The 18,081-nt window shown below is 57.5% G+C and carries 15 protein-coding genes; 8 read left to right on the top strand and 7 right to left on the bottom strand.

Features of this window, described 5'->3' with window-relative positions; genetic code table 11:
* The first annotated feature begins 221 nt into the window (after positions 1 to 221).
* Positions 222 to 1,355, top strand: coding sequence for a glycosyltransferase family 9 protein (locus DXY02_RS08335; RefSeq protein ID WP_244276214.1), 1,134 nt, complete (start codon positions 222 to 224; stop codon positions 1,353 to 1,355).
* Here DXY02_RS08335 and DXY02_RS08340 read toward each other — a convergent pair.
* Genes DXY02_RS08340 through DXY02_RS08350 form a run of 3 tightly spaced genes read right to left on the bottom strand, consistent with a single transcriptional unit; the run spans position 1,340 to position 3,916 of the window.
* Complete coding sequence (locus tag DXY02_RS08340; protein ID WP_114988913.1) at positions 1,340 to 2,269, bottom strand: DUF5672 family protein; 930 nt, start codon at positions 2,267 to 2,269, stop codon at positions 1,340 to 1,342. The two genes, DXY02_RS08335 and DXY02_RS08340, sit on opposite strands and share 16 nt — an antisense overlap.
* On the bottom strand, positions 2,269 to 3,168 hold the full coding sequence (locus tag DXY02_RS08345; protein ID WP_114988914.1) for a hypothetical protein: 900 nt from the start codon (positions 3,166 to 3,168) through the stop codon (positions 2,269 to 2,271). Before DXY02_RS08345 ends, DXY02_RS08340 begins: the two co-directional genes overlap by 1 nt.
* 4 nt (positions 3,169 to 3,172) lie before the next feature.
* The gene (locus DXY02_RS08350) at positions 3,173 to 3,916 is read right to left on the bottom strand and encodes a sulfotransferase domain-containing protein (protein ID WP_114988915.1); all 744 of its coding nucleotides are present in this window, start codon (positions 3,914 to 3,916) and stop codon (positions 3,173 to 3,175) included.
* A 143-nt stretch (positions 3,917 to 4,059) separates the two neighbouring features.
* Here DXY02_RS08350 and DXY02_RS12255 point away from each other — a divergent pair, with 143 nt between their 5' ends.
* The 6 genes from DXY02_RS12255 (at position 4,060) to DXY02_RS08380 (ending at position 10,555) form a co-directional block, all read left to right on the top strand.
* On the top strand, positions 4,060 to 5,034 hold the full coding sequence (locus DXY02_RS12255) for a hypothetical protein (protein WP_170951528.1): 975 nt from the start codon (positions 4,060 to 4,062) through the stop codon (positions 5,032 to 5,034).
* 99 nt (positions 5,035 to 5,133) lie between these two features.
* A complete protein-coding gene (locus DXY02_RS08360) occupies positions 5,134 to 6,444 on the top strand; it encodes a glycosyltransferase (protein ID WP_114988917.1) in 1,311 nt (436 codons plus the stop codon).
* A gap of 162 nt (positions 6,445 to 6,606) precedes the next feature.
* Positions 6,607 to 7,767, top strand: coding sequence for a glycosyltransferase family 4 protein (locus DXY02_RS08365; RefSeq protein WP_244276216.1), 1,161 nt, complete (start codon positions 6,607 to 6,609; stop codon positions 7,765 to 7,767).
* A gap of 55 nt (positions 7,768 to 7,822) precedes the next feature.
* Entirely contained in the window at positions 7,823 to 8,587 is a 765-nt protein-coding gene (locus DXY02_RS08370) for an ABC transporter ATP-binding protein (RefSeq protein ID WP_256377315.1), read from the top strand.
* Entirely contained in the window at positions 8,584 to 9,405 is an 822-nt protein-coding gene (locus tag DXY02_RS08375; RefSeq protein ID WP_114988920.1) for an ABC transporter permease, read from the top strand. The genes DXY02_RS08370 and DXY02_RS08375 overlap by 4 nt, the downstream gene beginning before the upstream one ends.
* Positions 9,406 to 9,448: 43 nt before the next feature.
* Positions 9,449 to 10,555, top strand: a complete 1,107-nt coding sequence (locus DXY02_RS08380) for a glycosyltransferase (protein ID WP_114988921.1) — start codon at positions 9,449 to 9,451, stop codon at positions 10,553 to 10,555.
* Here the strand turns inward: DXY02_RS08380 and DXY02_RS08385 are convergent.
* Together DXY02_RS08385 and DXY02_RS08390 are read right to left on the bottom strand one after the other, a co-directional pair.
* Complete coding sequence (locus tag DXY02_RS08385) at positions 10,530 to 11,876, bottom strand: glycosyltransferase (protein WP_244276220.1); 1,347 nt, start codon at positions 11,874 to 11,876, stop codon at positions 10,530 to 10,532. The two genes, DXY02_RS08380 and DXY02_RS08385, sit on opposite strands and share 26 nt — an antisense overlap.
* Positions 11,877 to 12,109: 233 nt before the next feature.
* A complete protein-coding gene (locus DXY02_RS08390; protein ID WP_170951530.1) occupies positions 12,110 to 12,841 on the bottom strand; it encodes a glycosyltransferase family 2 protein in 732 nt (243 codons plus the stop codon).
* Between the two features lie 447 nt (positions 12,842 to 13,288).
* On the opposite strand from DXY02_RS08390, the gene secA reads away from it, so the two are divergent.
* A complete protein-coding gene (secA, locus tag DXY02_RS08395; protein ID WP_114988924.1) occupies positions 13,289 to 16,102 on the top strand; it encodes a preprotein translocase subunit SecA in 2,814 nt (937 codons plus the stop codon).
* A 10-nt stretch (positions 16,103 to 16,112) separates the two neighbouring features.
* Here secA and cysE read toward each other — a convergent pair whose 3' ends face one another.
* Together cysE and DXY02_RS08405 are read right to left on the bottom strand one after the other, a co-directional pair.
* Positions 16,113 to 16,859, bottom strand: coding sequence for a serine O-acetyltransferase (gene cysE / locus DXY02_RS08400; protein WP_114988925.1), 747 nt, complete (start codon positions 16,857 to 16,859; stop codon positions 16,113 to 16,115).
* Positions 16,860 to 16,869: 10 nt separating this feature from the next.
* Entirely contained in the window at positions 16,870 to 17,871 is a 1,002-nt protein-coding gene (locus DXY02_RS08405; RefSeq protein ID WP_114988929.1) for a GntR family transcriptional regulator, read from the bottom strand.
* Between the last annotated feature and the right edge of the window lie 210 nt (positions 17,872 to 18,081).

Below are 18,081 nucleotides of genomic sequence, written 5' to 3' on the forward strand. Positions count from 1 at the left end.
AGATAGGCTGGTGCCCGCAAAACGCTGCTGTGTGAGGCGTTTAATCGCCCGGCGCTTTCGCCACAGCATCCGGTAAAGCCTCAGCCGTTACGGCACATGCACCTGCAGTGCCGCGAAGGGTTCGCTGATGCGCACCTGATCGTGGGGCCCCGGGCTGATCACTAGCACCTCGATCCGCAGGGGCCGATCGGTCAACATGGCGTGCTGGACGGATACACACCATGAAGGGCATGCAGCGCTATGGCGGTGAGCATCTGGGCTCGGCTCCTCACATTGTTGTGCTCGGCTCTTGCAAGGTGGGCAATTTCGTGGTGAGCACGCCGGTGTTGCGGGGCTTGCGTGCCCGCTACCCCGATGCGGTGATCGGCTTCATCGGCAGTGAGGTCACCGCTGATTTCGAGCGTGCCTTACCCATGCTGGATTGGCGCTGCAGTTGGGATGATCCCAGGCCAGGCTCTGGACTGCTCTTACAGCAGACCCTGGCCAAACGGCGTGAATGCCATGGTCCCGTGCAGCTGGCGCTCAATCTCGATGGTTTCAACCCGCTCACCTGCAGCCTGGTGCCCTGGTTGGAGCCGCTCTACGTGGCGGGTGGCAGTCTCAGCGCCAATCGGCGCCGCGATCTGCCCTGGGGGGATCACCCGCGTCAGCGCTTTCTGGCGGATCCCGATTGGGACAGCCCGGCGTTTCAGCAGCGTTATGTAGAGGTGTTTGGCAGTAATTACATCGCCGAACTCTTTTGCCAGCTCGCCTGGGTGCAGGAACATGTTGACCCCACCGCGATTGAGCTTCCCTCCGCTGAGCCTCCGTTCGTGGTGCCGGATCTGTTGATCCACTGCACCACGGCTCGGGCCGCCAAGGTCTGGCCCTTCAGCCACTGGCGGCAGGTCTTGCAGGCTGCGGATGCCCATGGCTGGTCGGTTGGGTTGGTGGGCAGTCCACCAGCGGCCCAGAAGGAGGCCTACAACGCCGGTGATGGTGAGGACAAGTTGCTGCAGTGCACCGGGCTGATCGATCTGCGCGGCCAAACAAGCCTGATGCAACTGGCGGGGGCTTGCCGTCATGCCAGAGCGGTGATCAGCGTTGATGCCGGTCCGCTGCACATCGCCGCCGCTGTCGGAACTCCCACCTACGCGATTGTCGGCAACGATGGCGATGGCGTTGGTGCTAGTCCAGTGCGTCTGTGGATGCCCCGCTGCAGCAACGTGACGCGCAGCGTCAGCCCTGCCAGCTGTTCCGCTTGTGCGGACAATCGTTTTCGCAATGACGACTGTCTTGTCGAGGGCCATCCCTGCATGGCTGCGATCACTCCTGCGGGGGTGATCGCCTGGTTGGAGTCTCAGCTTGCCGCCTGACGGCGCGCCTGCGCCATCGACCAGGCGGCTCGCAGATGCTGGCTGAGATGATCAGCCAGATCGGCGCTGCTCAGAAACTTCCAGCAGGCATGGCTGCCGATTGCTGCCGGGTTGTAGGTGGTTTCCATCGCAAAGGCCTGTGCAATTTCCAGGGGGGGCATCGCTGCAATGCGGGCCACGTGGCGACTGAAGAACACATCTTCTTGTTCCACTGCAGGGCTCTGCGCACCCCAGCATTCACAGATTGCCCCCATCACGCTGCGTTGACGAATGGAGAGCCCGCCATTGCCGTGGAGGTGGGGATAAACATCCCGATCGGGGGAGCCATGGATCTGGGTGTCAGTTTTGAAGAAGCTGCTGATCCGGCCGTTTTCCTGCCGCATCTCGAAGTATTCGCTGTGTTGCCTGGGCAGGAAGGGGGCTCCCAGGTAGGGGAACTGAAAGAAGAAAGAATCCAGGGGCCGCGCCAGTAAAGCGTCCGTTTGGATGATCAAGATCTGCTCATGGGGCAGCTGATTCCAGAAGCTCGAATGCTTGAGCATCGCGTTGAAGCTGCCATGGTTGCTCAGCTTGGTGCCCGGCAGGAGCTCCTCCACGGTCAGCACCTGGGCAGCCAGGCCCGGGGCGTGCTGATTCAGAAGCTGCCTTGCTCGCGCTGCACTGGCCTGATCGGCAATCAGCCAGAACTCCATGTCGAGCGGGGCCATCAGCCAACTGTTCAGCACCGTGAACAGCCATTGTTGGTTGATGCGGTTCTCAATCAAAACCAGGACCCGCTGACAGGGAACCGGGGTCCGCACGAGGTGCTCTTCACAGAGGGGGAGCAGGACCCGGTCCAGCACAAAATGGCTGTGTTTCAGCCAAAGCGCCTTTCGGTGTTCAACCGTCAGGGACAGGGGTTCGCGATCCTGCATCAGGGTGTCGCCTCACTGGCGCTGATTGAGGGCTGCCCATCAACCTGCTCGAAGCGGTGCCGTCGCCAGAGGCTGTCCTGATGACGCACAGTGAGAAAGCGGTAATGCTGCGGAACGGGTTTCATCACCCGCAGCACAGGCAACAGCATTCCGCTAGCGGCCTGCTCGAGGGGTCCGGAGAGATTCCAAGTTGATCTCCATTGCTCCTGGATCCAGAAGTCTCTGACGGATTGAGCCTGCCTCCGCGTCAGAAAAAAGCAGCCCGAGTGGGGGTTGGTGGCCCGATAGAAGCGCCGCTCTCCCAGAGGCCAGGAAATGCTCAGCTCCTCGCCCGTGTCCCAGAACAGATCCGGTCGGCCCCCATCGGGATCGCCCGAGAGGATCACGTCACCTCGGCCAGGGATGTGCTCGCAGCGGTGGGGCAAAAAGGCGTAACGGCCATCGCTGCAGCGATCCAGATAGAGAATTTTGGCGAAAAATTCCGGATCATTCAGCAACAGGTCATCTTCCATATAGCCCACTAGGTCGTAGCCCTCGGCCTGCTCAAGCAGGTGGCGTGACGCCACCCGTGGCACCTGGCTGTAGTCGCTCACGCCGGGGTCCAACCGCTCCAGGTCGGGATCCTCGGGCAGGGCATCCGCCAGGCTGGCGCCAGGAGGTGTGAACAGTCGAATCGTCAGCTCCACTCCATCGGGGCTCGACAGTTCCCGGTTGACCACTTGCTGGCCCTTGCCCAGGGAGGCATGGATCCAATGGCGGCGGCGGTGGCGGTTGAGATTGCCGATCGTCGCTTTCAGTAGTGCTTCCTGCTTAAGGCTCCGCTTCGCTTCTGTTTGCGATGAATACAGCGACCCTTGCTTCGGAGCAAAGACGTGCGGGATCGCCAGCAGAACCTTCATCGCCTCAGCTCCTCAGCCAGTCGCTGCAATCCCAGCCCAACAATTGTTCAAGCTGGCCGATCTCCTGCCAGAAGATATGGCGCAGGCGTTCACGGCAGGCGGGGGTCATCGCGGTGTCGTAGTCACCGTTGTGGAGTTCAAGTGGAGTGATGGCCCGACCCGGCGGAATGCTGAGATGCTGCCAGATCCTCTCCAGGCAGTTCTGGGGGCTGAGGCGCAGCTGTTCCTGCCGGAGCACCAGCACCTGCTCCCGGCCGAAGAAACGCCATAACCGCCTGAGCTGGGAGCTGTAGAAGCCGCGGTCGGTGTAGGAGAAAACCCGGTGCTGGAACGGCAGGGCTTCGCGGCAGCGGTCTTCCTCCAGTTCCAGTGCAAGGGCGAAGGGCAGCGGATCATCTCCCCGCCGGTGCTCCATCATCCAGTGGGAGTAGGCCCGTTCGATCGGATTGCGCAGGATCACAATTAGGCGCATCTCCGGGTTGTAACGCCAGATCCGCTCCGCTGCCGGATCCCAGTAGAGAGTGATCGGCGTCGCTTCACCCCAGAGCTGATCAGCCTCGGCGGCCTGAAAATGCCGATGCAGTGCGTTCAGGTCTGGTTCGGGCCAGGCCTGCGTCTCGTCATCGAAAAAGTGAAGCTCTTTTGCCTTAGGCAGGTGAATCCCCGGGTGTTGGCGCAGGTAGGCGGCCAGTGCTGTCGTGCCACTTTTCTGGGCACCGCACACAAGAAAGCTCAGCCGTTTGCTCACGTTCAGGCCAGAGCTGAATTGACTTTAAGGCTCCTGCCGGGCCCGCTTACTCTGGGCTGTCGTTGGGGTTGATAGTTCAGGTGTTTGTCACCGGTTGTCACCGCTCCGGCACGTCCCTGTTGGCCTCCTTGATGCACGGTCTGGTGACCGGCGAGGACCCCAGGCAGCGCCGTGGTGATCTGGAGCTGAAGCTGGAGAACCCACTGGGCTTCTTTGAAAGCGAACGTCTGGTGGAGATCAACGACGCCCTGCTTCAAGTGCTGGGCTGTCAGTGGGATCGGCCTCCGCTCCTGCCCGCGAGCTGGGATCGGCCACCGCTGTTCGATGCACTCCAACCCCATCGCAGCCGGCTCTCCTCTTATGCCCTGGAGCAGACCTGGGTCGATAAGGATCCACGCCTCTGCATCACCTACCCAGCCTATTTACACATTCTTCTGCGCCGCATTCCCCTTGTGGTAGCCCTGCGTGAACCGCTGGCGGTGGCCACATCGCTTCATGCCCGCAATGGCTTCAGCCTTAATCGCGGCCTAGTGTTGTGGTGGATTTACAACCATCACATTTCCTCGCAGTTGTGTTCGGAAGACTTAATAATTACTTATGATAATTTGCTGGCTTTTGATGACCAATCTCTTCAGCAGGGTCTAGGTCCGTTTCTCGAGTGTCGCGGTCATTCAAGACCATCGGATGATTATGTTCGGGCCTTGATCGCAACGTTGATCAGACCTGACTTGAACCGTGCCGCGGCTGTAATTAATGCTGAGAGTTGCGCTTGTGTCCATCCGTTGCTACTGGCGATCTGCGAACGTACTTACCAAGCTGTTGCTAGTGCAAGCGATCAATTAATAAGTTTTCAAGAGCACTTTGACTCCCTGCCCCGCGCAGTCACCGAGTGTTCGGCACGTGAACAACTTCTGTCAGAGGCGGACTTTGGTTTACTCCATAATGATTTGCTTTCTGCTGAGTCTGAGGTTCAGAATCTTGCCTTTCTCTTGGAGCAGCGAGAGCAAAATTGTGAATTGCTGCGTCGTCAGCTGAGAAATCTTCAGGAATCCCATAGTTGGAAAATCACCGCTCCTCTCCGAGCTTTTATTGGCTTTTTGAGATTTGCATTTAGATAGATTAAATTCTCTGGCAATGGACGTAGCTGTGATGCGAATTTATGTTTGATGCGTTATGTAGGTGAATGGTAATTTTTATTTTGGAGGATAAACTGCATAATGGCTATTAAAAATGATTCTGCCTCCTTCCCTGATTGGAGAGCAGCATCGAGGGTCCTTCGGGCTTGGAGAGAAAGTGGACCTAATATAGCGGAGTCAATTCTTTCTGTTGAGATCCAAGCGCAATCCGATGGATTGCTGCTTCAAGAACTCAATCATCGTTTGTCTCGAGATCAAGGTCCCAGGCTTCTGATTGATGGATGTTGGTTGAGTCGCCCTCATGGTGGTATTACTCGTGTCTGGCAGCAGATTCTTTCGACATGGCAGTTGCCAGGGCTGATCAATGCTGAGGCCCCTGTGGCTGTAATTGATCGAAAAAGTCACTTCAGCATCACTAGTTCTCTTCTGCCTCTTGAGGGGCAAGAGTGTGATCCTCTTGATCCTGAGGCAGTGGCGGATTTGTCAGAAGAGAACAGTTGTTTGGTTCAGCAGTGGAAGGCCGATGTGTTCTGTTCGAGTTGGATTAGTAACACTGGTGCGCATCGACCGTCTTGTGCTGAACTCGCTTTGGTGCATGACTGTTTGCCGGAACGAATTCGCCCTGATCAACCAGACATGATGTCTTTGCGACGCAGGTGGCTGCAGCAGGCAGTCGTTCATCTTGCTGTGTCGTTAGCCACTGCAGAGGATCTCGCTCATTTCTTGCAGAAGTCTGATCTTCAACTTTCCTGGTGCCACCTTGCACCTGCAGAGGCATTTCATAAGACCGCAGATTTGCCTGGCGCGCCTTCGCCTTGGCACTGTCTTAAGCAGGAGGCAGGCTTGCCCGATGAGTTTGTTCTTTTGCCGGCGACCAGTGCTATCGGTAGTTACAAAAATCCCGAACTTTTAGCGCAGGCTCTTGCGGATCGAGATCTTCTTTCGCTGCCGCTTTTGCTTTGTGGCATTGCAGCGGAGCGGCGGGCCCAGGAGCTCGAGATGCATTTCCCTCACCTACGCGGCCGTGTTCTGGCGGCCGGCTTTAGCGATGCTCAACTTGCTTTGGCTTATCGCCAGGCTCTTGCTGTTGTTATACCCAGCCGAATTGAAGGTTTTGGTTTGCCAGCGATCGAGGTGATGGCAGCTGGTGGTTTGTGTCTTGTGGCTGACGCCCGTGGCCTGCGGGAGGCTGGAGGTGAGGCGGCTCTTCGGTTTTCCCCGCGCCAGGCTGAGCAGCTCACAGACCTCCTGAAGCTTGTCGTAGATCCTTCTTCCCGAGCATGGCTGCAAAGCCGAGTGCAAACGCGCATGCGTTCACGCCTCGCACGTCTCAATCCCGACTTGATTGGTTTGGCCCTGCTTGCCCAGGCTCGTCGGGCCTCAGTCAGCTAACCCGGAATTTATTGGTTCTGTCCCTAAGGGAAGTAAGGGGTTCATCGATTCCATGGACTGGGTACGGTTCATCCTTTGTTCCAGCTCCTACTCAGCTGGTGGGGCTGAGGCCGGAGAATGAGCATCTTATTGAGTTCTAATCCTTCGGGGGGCAATTGTTCGGTGGCCATTCAGCAAATACTTCGGGAGTGGCCGCCTGGCTATGGCGGAGTTGAAAGAGTGGCCCATGAGTTAAGCAATTGTTGGGGCGGAATCACGTACAGCCTGGATGTGCAGAGTCAGGCATGTTTACGTCAGGACCCGTTCCAGGTGACTTATCCACGCAAGCGCTTGTTCTCGATTGGGCTTGGGGGGCGCTTGCACCTGCCTTTGCCAAGTCGATCACTGGTCTCACTGTTGGCTTCTTCTGAGCCGCTTCATGGTCATTTGCCCTCTCCGGGAGTGCTGCTGTTGTTAGTCCTGGCACGCTTGTTGAATCCTCGCCGTATCGTTACTGCCCATTGGCATTGTTTTTTAGAAATAACGCCGAATTTCAGCGGGTTTTTGTTCTGGTTGTATCAGTGGATCGCTTTGCGAGTTCTCCCACACCTCTCCGCTGTAGTCACTACATCACCAGTGATGTCTGCTGAGCTGCAGCATTGCGGTTGTTCCCCTGTCCATGTGTCGGTTCTTCCCTGCTGCTTAAGCGCAAGCCAAGAACAAGCAGCCATGGCAGTCCCTTTGCCTGTAGTGCGCGAGGGTGAACCATTGCATGTTCTGTTTATTGGACGTCTCGACAGTTACAAACGTCTCGATTGGTTGCTCGAGGCCTTGGCAGCCTTGCGATCACCCTGGCGGTTGTCAGTCGTGGGTGATGGGCCGAACCGCAGACGCTTTGAGCGTCTGGCGCAGCAGTTGTTCATGGTCCAGCTTCGAGAGGATCCGAAGCTGGTGCAGTTCCACGGGCGCTTGTCCGAGTTCGAAAAACAGGCACAGATTGCCGCGTCAGATGTTTTGGTGTTGCCCTCCGACCGCAGCAATGAGGCTTTTGGCATAGTGCAGTTGGAGGCAATGGCGGCTGGCCGGATTGCCTTGGCTTTTGATCAGCCGCGATCTGGAATGGGCTGGGTCGGGAGGCTGTCGGGATTGCCTTGGTCGCAGTCACCCGAAGGGTTGGTGGACGTGCTGCAGCGGTTGGCGGATCAGCCCCAAATGCGAAACCTGATGGGGCTCAAGTCTCGGGACCGTTACACCACCTTGTTTGCCCGTTCCGTTTGGCTAAACCAGCTATCTAAGTTCGGAGACCGGTTAAAAACAGGTAAGGTCACTTTCTGCACAGAGTGAAGGGTCCTAGGTGATCAATCAGCCAGATCTCCCCCCTTTACATGAGCGCCCAGTGGTGCTTGAGCTCGAGAATGTCTGCTTGGACATTCCTGTTCTTACGACGGAAACTCGTTCTCTCAAAGCATCCCTTATTCGCTCCGTCACTGGAGGCCGCCTAATCCGCAGCCGAGGAGGTGCAGTGGTTACTGCTCTTAACGGGCTGACTTTGAACGTCCATAAGGGGGGGAGAGTGGCCCTGATCGGTCATAACGGTGCTGGAAAATCGTCCTTCCTGCGCCTTGTTTCGGGCATATATCAGCATACTTCCGGCTACTTCAAGGCCCATGTGCCGGTGTTCCCGATGATTCACAAGGGCTTTGTCACCAGTCCGGAGCTCAGTGGCCTTCAGGCGATAAAAGCCCATTATTTATTGGCGCACGGTCATCTCCATGGCTTCGACGAGTTCTGCGATGACGTGATTAGTTTTTCTGGTCTAGGTGACTTCATTCATCTGCCTGTGAAGACCTACAGCCAGGGTATGGAAGCACGTCTTTTATTCGCTGTACTCACTGGCGGTAGCCACGAATGCCTGGCGTTGGATGAGGGGTTTGGCGCAGGTGACACTAGGTTTTACGAGAAGGCCCAGGAGCGCATGAGCCGCTTCCTTAGCTCAGCTGGCACCTTGTTGCTGGCCTCCCACTCCGATGAGTTGTTGCGGCGTTTTTGTCGCCGCGGTTTGGTGTTTGATAGTGGTCGCGTTGTGTTTTCCGGTCCGCTGGAAGATGCCCTGGAGTATTACCACTGCAACCATGGCTCCTCTCCTGTGAAGTTGGCGTCATGACTCGTGTCTGCCTCTCCCCTCACGGCATCGCCCAAACATCCGTTCGCTCCACCGTCCAGGACGCTTGGAGAATGCGTAGGGCCTGGTGGTTTACCGCCACTTCCCGCACCCGCGCGCGTTTTGCCCGAACGTTTTTTGGTAGTTTCTGGTTGGGACTTTCCAACCTGCTGTCGATTGGGGCTCTTGCGCTGGTGTACGGCACCGTTTTCAAGGTGCAGGATTTCAGTACTTACGTGGTGTATTTAGGTGTTGGTTTGGTGGTGTGGAACGGTATTAGTGCGGCAATTGGATCAGCACCCAATTTGTTTGAGCACAATCATGCGCATGTTCACAATACTAATCTCAATCCAATTTTTTATGTGCTCGAGGAATGGGCCTTCCAGGTGCAGACGTTCCTGCAATCATTTGTATTAGTCGTTCTCGCCCTGAGCTGGTTTCAACATAACTTGCTATTCAATTTGCTTGCCTATGGATGGTTGCCGCTATTGAATTTGTTTTTGTTTTTGTTCTGGGCACCAACAATTGTTTGTTTGCTCGGAGTGCGGTACCGCGACTTTTATCAACTTGTTCCAATTGTGCTTCAGCTGGTATTTTTGCTTTCACCAATTTTGTATCGCAAAGACAACCTTGGGGCCATGGCCTGGACGGCCAACCTCAATCCTCTTTATCGAGTTTTAAGTCCTGTACGTCACTCCCTAATGGCAGGCGAGGTTCAGTGGTCTGTGGGTCTCTTGTCGCTTGCTCTAAATGTCGTTGGCTTGTGGGTTGCCTTGCGTTGGTTGAATCGCGAACGCCCGTCCCTTCCTTTCCTGATCTAACGCTCTTCCGTTACAGAGACTGTCGCCCTGGGAGTCGATTGTTATGGCCCCGCTGATCAACTTGCTTCCCTGGAAGCCCGGCCATTCAGGTTTTGGCAGCTACGTGCAGCGGGTGGTTCCAGGCATCGATGGCTTGCGTCTGCAGTTGGGGTGCGATGGTCAGCCTGTGATTCAGCCCCCTAGGCAATGGTCGCCTGTGCCCCCGACTTGGGCTCCAGGGTTGCCTATGCGTTTTTTACAGCGTTACAGCCTTGTTCAACACGGCATTCGACTGTCGACTCTCCTGGAACGCAACGGGATGAAGCTGGATCAGCTGGAGGCGATCTATTCGCCTTTTTTTGATGCCCTGCTCTGCTGGCCTGAGGTTCCTCAGTTGATCACCTGCCATGACCTCACACCGCTGGTGGCTTCCAACAGCAGCAAGGCTTGGTTGCGCTATCGCCTTTGGCAGCCGCTTCATTGCCGGGTCGCGACCCGGCTTATTGCCATCAGCCGCTACGTGGCCGATCAGTTAGTGGAGTTCGGTGTTGAGTCGGATCGGATTGAGGTGATTCCCAATGGGATCCAAATCCAGCGCCCGCCGGTTCTCGCGCCTTTCAGTCATGACCTTGTGGCTTTAGCTCGGCATGACATGAACAAGAACCTGCCTGCTTTGTTCCGGGGCATCGATCAGCTCCAGCGGCAGTGGCCTCAGTGGAGTGGAACTTTGCGAATTATCGGCCGAGGTGGCCGTCAGACCTCCTTGCTGCAGCGATTGCACAAAGGTTTGCCTCGGCCAAAGCAAGTCGAGCTGATCAATGCTATGCCACAGGCTGAGTTGGTAGCCCTTGTGCGTGCCTCGATGGCTCTGCTATCAGCTAGTACTGAAGAAGGGTTCGACTATCCGGTTTTGGAGGCTAAGGCTGAAGGAATCCCCACTCTCATCAGCGACATCCCCGTTCATCGTGAATTGCATTCCGAGGGCTCCCTGTTCTTCCCCGTTGATGATGACGGTACGGCTTTGGCACGGCTTGTGATCGATTTGAGTCGAGACCAGACTCTCTGGGGGCAGTTGTCGTTGCGCGGCTTAGAGCTGGCGCGATCCCTCAGCGTGGAGCGTCAGGTGGATGCGATTAGCTCCCAGATCAGGGCTTTGGCACGGTTGTGCTGAGCCGCTCGATAGTTGCGTCTTCCCTCAGCAGCTCACAGAGGCCAGCCCTAAAGGCAGTGTTGATCTGTTCTTGCAACGCTTGATATCTCTGGATGCGTTCCTGACGGATCTGGTTAAGCAGTAAGTGCTCGCCTTCGGGGCTGAGGTTTTGCCGCTTCTGTTGTAGCCGCAGGACTACCAGTCGCATCGCACTAGCCCAGTCGCTGGTGTGGAGGGTGGAGCAGAGCAGCACGTGTTCTTGGAAGTCGTGCATCGCCTGAATCTCCCGATGGGAGCCAATCGGGCTGGCCAGGGCAGGCAGTCCCAGGCAGGCGGCGTCCAGTACGGGAATGCCGAATCCTTCCACAAGGGATGGGCTGATCAGAGCCAAAGCATTGAGATAGAGATGTCGTTTGGTGGCCTCATCCACATATCCGGTGAAAATTACACTTTTGTGTCTGCTCGCTATGTCGACCACCGCCTCGCTGTAGGAATCGTGCTGGGGTTGACCGGTAATGCAGAAGTTGACCCCGAGTCGCTCAATGTCTGATTCCATGAACGCCCGGAGGGCAAACAGGAGATTTTTATGAGGCACCACAGAGGAGTTGAATAGCAGGAATTGAGCCGGAAGCAGCGTGTGTAGTTGCTGCTGGTCGCTTGAGAGCACTCTCAGATCGCGACTTCGCGCCTCCCAGTCGAGGGCATCGCCAGGGAATTGCAGTGAGGGGGGTTGGGTCAGCACCCGCGTTGGGGGACTTACATGTGTGTTGGTGCTAGGCGAAAGCAAGCTGGCGTTGAATTTCTGTTTGGCGTCCTCGGAGACGTAGATCCTGCGGGCGTTGGTGGTGGCAAGCAGGCGACGGCTAAAGCTGGGTATGTGGTCGAGGGTGCGTCCGTATTCCAATGGGATCAGGTCGTGCACTGTCTGCAGGAAGAGCGGGGTGTTCAGAGGCTGCAGGTTGAGGGGGCTGGTTGTGATGAATCCATCGAAGCCAGTGAGGTCGATTTGCAGGGTCTGGTTGGAACGTTTCCTGGCTAGGTGGAACGAATCGCGAAAGCAGTTTCTCGCGCAGACAACTCCATCTATGTCACGCAGATAGGCCAGTCGTTCACAGCGTTGGTACGGGCTGCCTAAAAGTTGATCGGCTGGAATCTGGGTGAGTTGATTGGCGTGTATCCGGCTGCGTGGAAAGAGCTTTAGATCGAATTCTGGGATCCGCTCGAGCAATCCCAATCCCCTTCTCAGCAGCGGAAAGCTGCGCAGCCAGCGCTTCAGACCGCTATCAACAATGAATCGGGATTTGCCGTTGTTGAGCTGGTCGAGCAAGCGGGCTGTAAACACGGTGCGACGCACTGCTCGTGGCAACCATGCGCGGGAAAGTATGTCGTGCATTGGTGGGGCGACCTCGCTTAATAACCACACTTCGGCACCAGCTTGTTTGAGTGATCGCAGTAGCCCTTTGCTGAATACAGCGATGCCGCGATGTTCGCTTTGCTCGAGTTCAAATCCGCACACCACAAGCCTTAGTCCTTTTAAGGGCTGTTTGGTGGCGATGTGTTGGTGGATAGAGCGCATCACCGGCAGCCCTCACGCGCATCCAGCTGATCGCGGAGACGCAGTCGCTCTTCCCGCAAGGAGAGCAGCACAGTCTCTTGCTCTTGTAGACGTTGGCGCAGCTGTTTCGCGTTGCCAAACTCCTGATTGAGTTCGTCTCGCAGCAGTTGGGATTCCCTTTGCTGTTGTTGCAGCAGCACCCGCAACTGTTCTCCGGTGGTGTGATCCAGGAATTGCCTTATGCGAGCACGCAGGCGAAGCTCGTCGACACTGTTGCCGGCCTGACGCGGGTCTTGGCTCCGGGTTGTTTCCGCATCGTGAATGGCGCTGGCTTCGGTGCAGAGCCACACTTGCTGGCCAAGATGCTCTTGCAGGTCGAGACAGAGTTCCACGTCCTCGCCATTCACCTCATATGCCGAGTTAAAGGGGTGTTTCAGGAAGGCCTCGCGCTCGATCCATTGCAGAGCACCGGTGACTGCTGCCACCGGTGCCGAAGGAATCATTCCCTTGGCGATCTTTGCCACAGGCAAAAGCCGATCCAGCAGGTGATAGCAAGAACATCGCAAGTCAAAATTGATGCCGGCATGGCTAAGGAGTCCCTGTTGATCGCGTAGAAGTGCCCCTACCAGTCCCACTTCGGGACGACTGCTAAGCAGATTTAGAGCTGCATCAACGCAGCCAGGATCAAGAATCAGGTCGTCATTGGCCAACATCAAGATTTCGCCGCCAGCCAGACCGGCCAGAGCGTTCATGTTGGATGCGAAATGGTATGGAGCTCGTTGAGCGAGGTGAAAGTCGTAGCGGCTGCTATTGCGGATCTGTGCTTCCTCAACGTCGCTGCCGTTCCATGAGCAGAGGACCTCGACCTCCATTGGGGCCAAGCTGCATGCAGCGTCCAAGCTGTCGCAAAGCCGATTAATCAGCGCTGCTGTCCTCGAAACCACCAGGATGGACAGCCTCATCAAAGAAGTGCAGATTTTCTGGACTGTATCAATGGTTCAAAAAGTGGGTCCCCTATGGGCCATGAGAGATCAGTGAGACAATTTCAAGGCTTTTGCTGTGAATCCTTACTTTTCTGCTGAGCTAATGCAGCTGTAAGCCCTGCTCAAGGCCTGTAATTGGGCTTTCTTGCTCGGATTGCCCAGCATTGCTGCTGTGCAGCCTCAGTAGGCTGTGGCTCAGACGACTTAGCGCCTTCCATGCTCAAGCTTTTGCTGGGTGACCCTAATGCCCGCAAGCTGAAGCGCTATCAGCCGATCGTTTCCGACATCAACCTGTTGGAAGAGGAAATCGCGCTACTTTCCGACGACGAGCTGCGTGTCAAAACAGCTACTTTTCAAGAACGTCTTGCGAACGCTGGCAGCCTGGTCAACCAGCGCCCGATTCTCGACGAGATCCTTCCCGAGGCCTTCGCGGTGGTGCGCGAAGCCGGCAAGCGGGTTCTCGGCATGCGCCATTTCGATGTGCAGTTGATTGGCGGAATGGTGCTGCATGAAGGTCAAATTGCCGAGATGAAAACCGGCGAGGGCAAAACCCTGGTGGCGACCCTACCCAGCTACCTCAACGCACTCACTGGTCGCGGTGTCCACGTGGTTACTGTGAACGACTACCTCGCACGCCGCGATGCCGAGTGGATGGGACAGGTGCATCGCTTCCTGGGCTTATCCGTGGGCCTAATTCAGCAGGACATGCGGCCGGAGGAAAGACGGCGTAATTACAACTGCGACATCACCTATGCCACCAACTCTGAGCTGGGTTTCGACTACCTGCGGGACAACATGGCCGCGGACATCAGCGAGGTTGTGCAGCGTGAGTTTCAGTACTGCGTGATCGATGAGGTTGATTCGATCTTGATCGACGAGGCCCGCACGCCCTTGATCATTTCCGGTCAAGTGGAACGACCCCAGGAGAAGTATCAGCAGGCGGCACAGGTGGCTCAGGCCCTAGAGCGCGCAGCCGAAATGGGTAAGGACGGCATTGATCCAGAAGGTGATTACGAGGTCGATGAGAAGCAGCGCAGCTGCACCCTTACCGATGAAGGTTTTGCCAAGGCCGAGCAAATGCTTGGCGTTCAGGATCTGTTTGACCCCCAAGATCCCTGGGCTCACTACATCACCAATGCCCTTAAAGCCAAAGAGCTGTTTGTTAAGGATGTGAACTACATCGTTCGCGATGGCGAGGCGGTGATTGTGGACGAGTTCACCGGTCGGGTGATGCCCGGTCGCCGCTGGAGCGATGGACAGCATCAGGCGATTGAAGCCAAGGAGGCTTTGCAGATTCAGGCGGAGACCCAGACCCTCGCCTCGATCACCTACCAGAACTTCTTCCTGCTTTATCCACGCTTGGCCGGCATGACCGGTACAGCGAAAACAGAAGAAGTGGAATTCGAGAAGACTTACAAACTCGAAACCACCATCGTGCCCACCAACCGGGTGCGGGCCCGCCAGGACTGGGCCGATCAGGTGTACAAAACTGAAACTGCCAAATGGCGGGCGGTGGCCAATGAAACCGCCGAGATCCACAAGAAAGGACGGCCTGTGCTTGTGGGCACTACATCAGTGGAGAAGAGCGAGTTACTCAGTTCTCTGTTGGCGGAGCAGGAGATACCTCACAACCTGCTCAATGCCAAGCCGGAAAATGTAGAACGCGAATCGGAGATCGTGGCTCAGGCAGGTCGCGCTGGAGCGGTAACCATCGCCACCAATATGGCGGGCCGGGGCACCGACATCATCCTCGGCGGCAACAGCGACTACATGGCTCGTTTGAAGTTGCGGGAAGTGTTGTTGGGCCGCTTGGTGAAGCCTGAGGACGATCACAAGCCCACAGTGCCGTTGCAGCGCAATGCCGCAGCGGGGGGGTTTGCTGATGCCGCTGCGCCGACGCTGCCCCGCAGCGGTGAGAATCTTTATCCCTGCCCCCTCACCGACGACACCGACCAAGCCCTTGGTCAGTTGGCCCGTGATTTGGTCAAGTTCTGGGGTGATCGAGCTCTGACTTTGATCGAGCTGGAGGAGCGAATCGCCACTGCTGCTGAGAAAGCACCCACCGAAGACCCACACATCCTGGCTCTGCGCGAGGCGATTGCACGGGTGAAGGCGGAGTATGACGCTGTGGTGAAGCAGGAAGAAGCCCGCGTGCGCGAGGCGGGCGGCCTGCATGTGATCGGCACCGAACGGCATGAGTCCCGCCGGGTGGATAACCAGCTGCGAGGCCGGGCCGGTCGCCAGGGCGACCCTGGCTCCACCCGCTTCTTTCTGTCTTTGGGAGACAACCTGCTGCGGATCTTTGGGGGTGACCGCGTAGCCGGCCTGATGAATGCCTTTCGCGTTGAGGAAGACATGCCGATCGAGTCCGGCATGCTCACCCGCTCGCTTGAAGGGGCCCAGAAGAAGGTGGAGACCTACTACTACGACATTCGTAAGCAAGTGTTCGAGTACGACGAGGTGATGAACAACCAGCGCCGGGCGGTGTATTCCGAGCGTCGCCGGGTGCTCGATGGCCGGGCTTTGAAAAAGCAGGTGATCGGCTACGGCGAACGCACGATGGCTGAGATTGTGGAGGCCTATGTGAATCCCGATCTGCCTCCCGAGGAATGGGATCTGGCTCAGCTGGTGGGCAAGGTGAAGGAGTTCATTTATCTCCTCGAAGACCTCACCCCCGATCAAGTCCAGGGACTTGGCATGGAGGAACTCAAGGCGTTTCTACAGGAGCAACTGCGTAATGCCTACGACCTCAAAGAGGGACAGATCGAGCAGCAACGGCCAGGGTTGATGCGGGAGGCGGAGCGCTTCTTTATCCTTCAGCAGATTGACACCCTCTGGCGGGAACATCTCCAGGCGATGGATGCCCTTCGGGAGTCAGTCGGCCTGCGTGGCTATGGCCAGAAGGACCCCCTGATCGAATACAAGAACGAGGGTTATGACATGTTCCTCGAGATGATGACCAACATGCGCCGGAACGTGATCTATTCGATGTTCATGTTCCAGCCCTCGCGCCCTGCATCTGAGGCCTGAGGCGCCAGCCTCAGCCAGTCTCCTCGCCCAGAAACTCCAGGATCTCCCGGTCTTTGAGGTTCTGGGCTTCGCCGCGGCATACCTCTCGCAGCGCCCGTCCCTCCGCCACTTCCTTTAGGCAACGCTGCAAATTCCCCACGGTGCTCTCCAGTTCATCGATCCGTTCCATCAGGTTGCGGATCACGCTTGCCTCCGCGTCAGGCAGGGCGGAGTGGGCCAGGGGGTTGATCCGCACGCCGCTCTGGTGGATCACCCGTCCAGGGATTCCCACCACCGTGCAGTCGCTCTCCACATCGCGCACCACCACGGATCCGGCACCGATGCGGGTGTTGGTGCCGATTGTGATCGCACCAAGCACCTTGGCGCCGGCGCCCACCACAACGTTTTCGGCAAGAGTGGGGTGGCGTTTGCCGTGCTCTTTGCCCGTGCCCCCCAGGGTCACCCCCTGGTAGAGCAGGCAGCGGGGACCGATCTCCGCGGTTTCGCCGATCACCACCCCCATGCCGTGGTCGATGAACACGCTGTGGCCGATGCGGGCGCCGGGGTGGATTTCAATGCCCGTTAGGGTCCGGCCGATCTGGCTGAGGCAACGGGCGGCCAATTTCATGGGCAGACGGCAGGTCCAGAGCCGGTGGCTGATCCGATGCAGGCTGATGGCCTGGAAGCCGGGGTAGCAGCACACGATTTCCAGCCAGCCACGGGCAGCCGGATCGCGCTCGCGGATGATGGCGAGGTCGGCACGGATGTGAGCAAACATCGCAGAATCGTCAGCTGGCGGCCGCTGGGGTCTGCAGGCCAATCTCCTTACGGAGTAAATCGATCGTATCTGCGCTTAGGTAGCTCTCGGCGCAATGCACTTGGGGCATGCGCATCAGTTGGGAGCGGTTTTGGCGCAAGCTCTGTTCCACCAGGGGAAGGCTGGGCCGATCGCACAGCACGTGGCTGGAGGCCCGTAGCAGTGCCAGTAAGCGGCTACCCACATCAGGTGTGGCGGTCATCAGCAGTAATTCGTTGCCGCGCATCGAGTGGAGAATCACCTCCGCTGCCCGCAGGATGCCGGGGCTGATGCTTACCAGGCCCACGCAGCTGCCGGGGCGCAGCTCCTTGAGCATGGCCAGTTCTTGGCGGAAGTCGTTGAGGTCAACGGCCACAGCGCGAACGCTGTGTTTCTTGGCCAGCTCCTCCACCGGTTGGAGGAAATAGCGGCTGGTCACAACCGTTCCGTTGCTGGAATTTTCCAGCACGCTCTCTAGCTCCTCCATTGGCACCACTTCCACCGGCACGTCCAAGCAGGGTTCCAGTTCCTCGGCGATCAGCATTGAGGCACCGATGTCCTCTCTGGGGGTGCTGACCAGCACGCGGGCACCGCAGCGTAGTCGCCAGTCGATCTCTCGGGTCAGCAGTTCGCGGGTTTGCTGCAGGGTGCAGCCGGCATTGAGCAGGCCATCCACACATCTACGCACTTCGCGGTCGAGGTCGGTGACGCCGCGATTGCGGATGTGCGGTGGAGTTTTGATTTCACGGGGTTTCTGCTGGTCGCGCACATAGATGCCGGAGCCGGCCATGGCCTCCACCACGCCGTCGGTTTCCAGTTGGCGGTACACCTTGCTGATCGTGTTGCGGTGCAATCCGGTTTGCATCGCCAGCTGGCGGGTGCTCGGTAAGCGATGCCCAGGCGGGTAATGCCGCGCCGCGATGGCGAAGCAGATCTGGTTGTAAAGCTGTGTCGATGCCGGAATGTCACTTTCCTGTTGGATATGGAATCGCACGCCGGTGGGACAGGTCGGAATGCGGCCACCATACGGAGCGAATTGCCTGGTGACAATTGGGGGTGTGTCCTGTGGGCCTGTGACAATGTCCAGCTTCCCTTCGCCTGGCTGGGTTGAGCTTGCCAATGGCGTTGTGCCACTCCGCTGCTGGTGGGCGCCGCCGCAGGCCAATGCGAACGATATTGACTCGAAATCGTTAGCAAATCGTGT

The organism is Synechococcus sp. N19 (assembly GCF_900474045.1).
In the GTDB taxonomy this organism is placed as follows: Bacteria; Cyanobacteriota; Cyanobacteriia; order PCC-6307; family Cyanobiaceae; genus Parasynechococcus.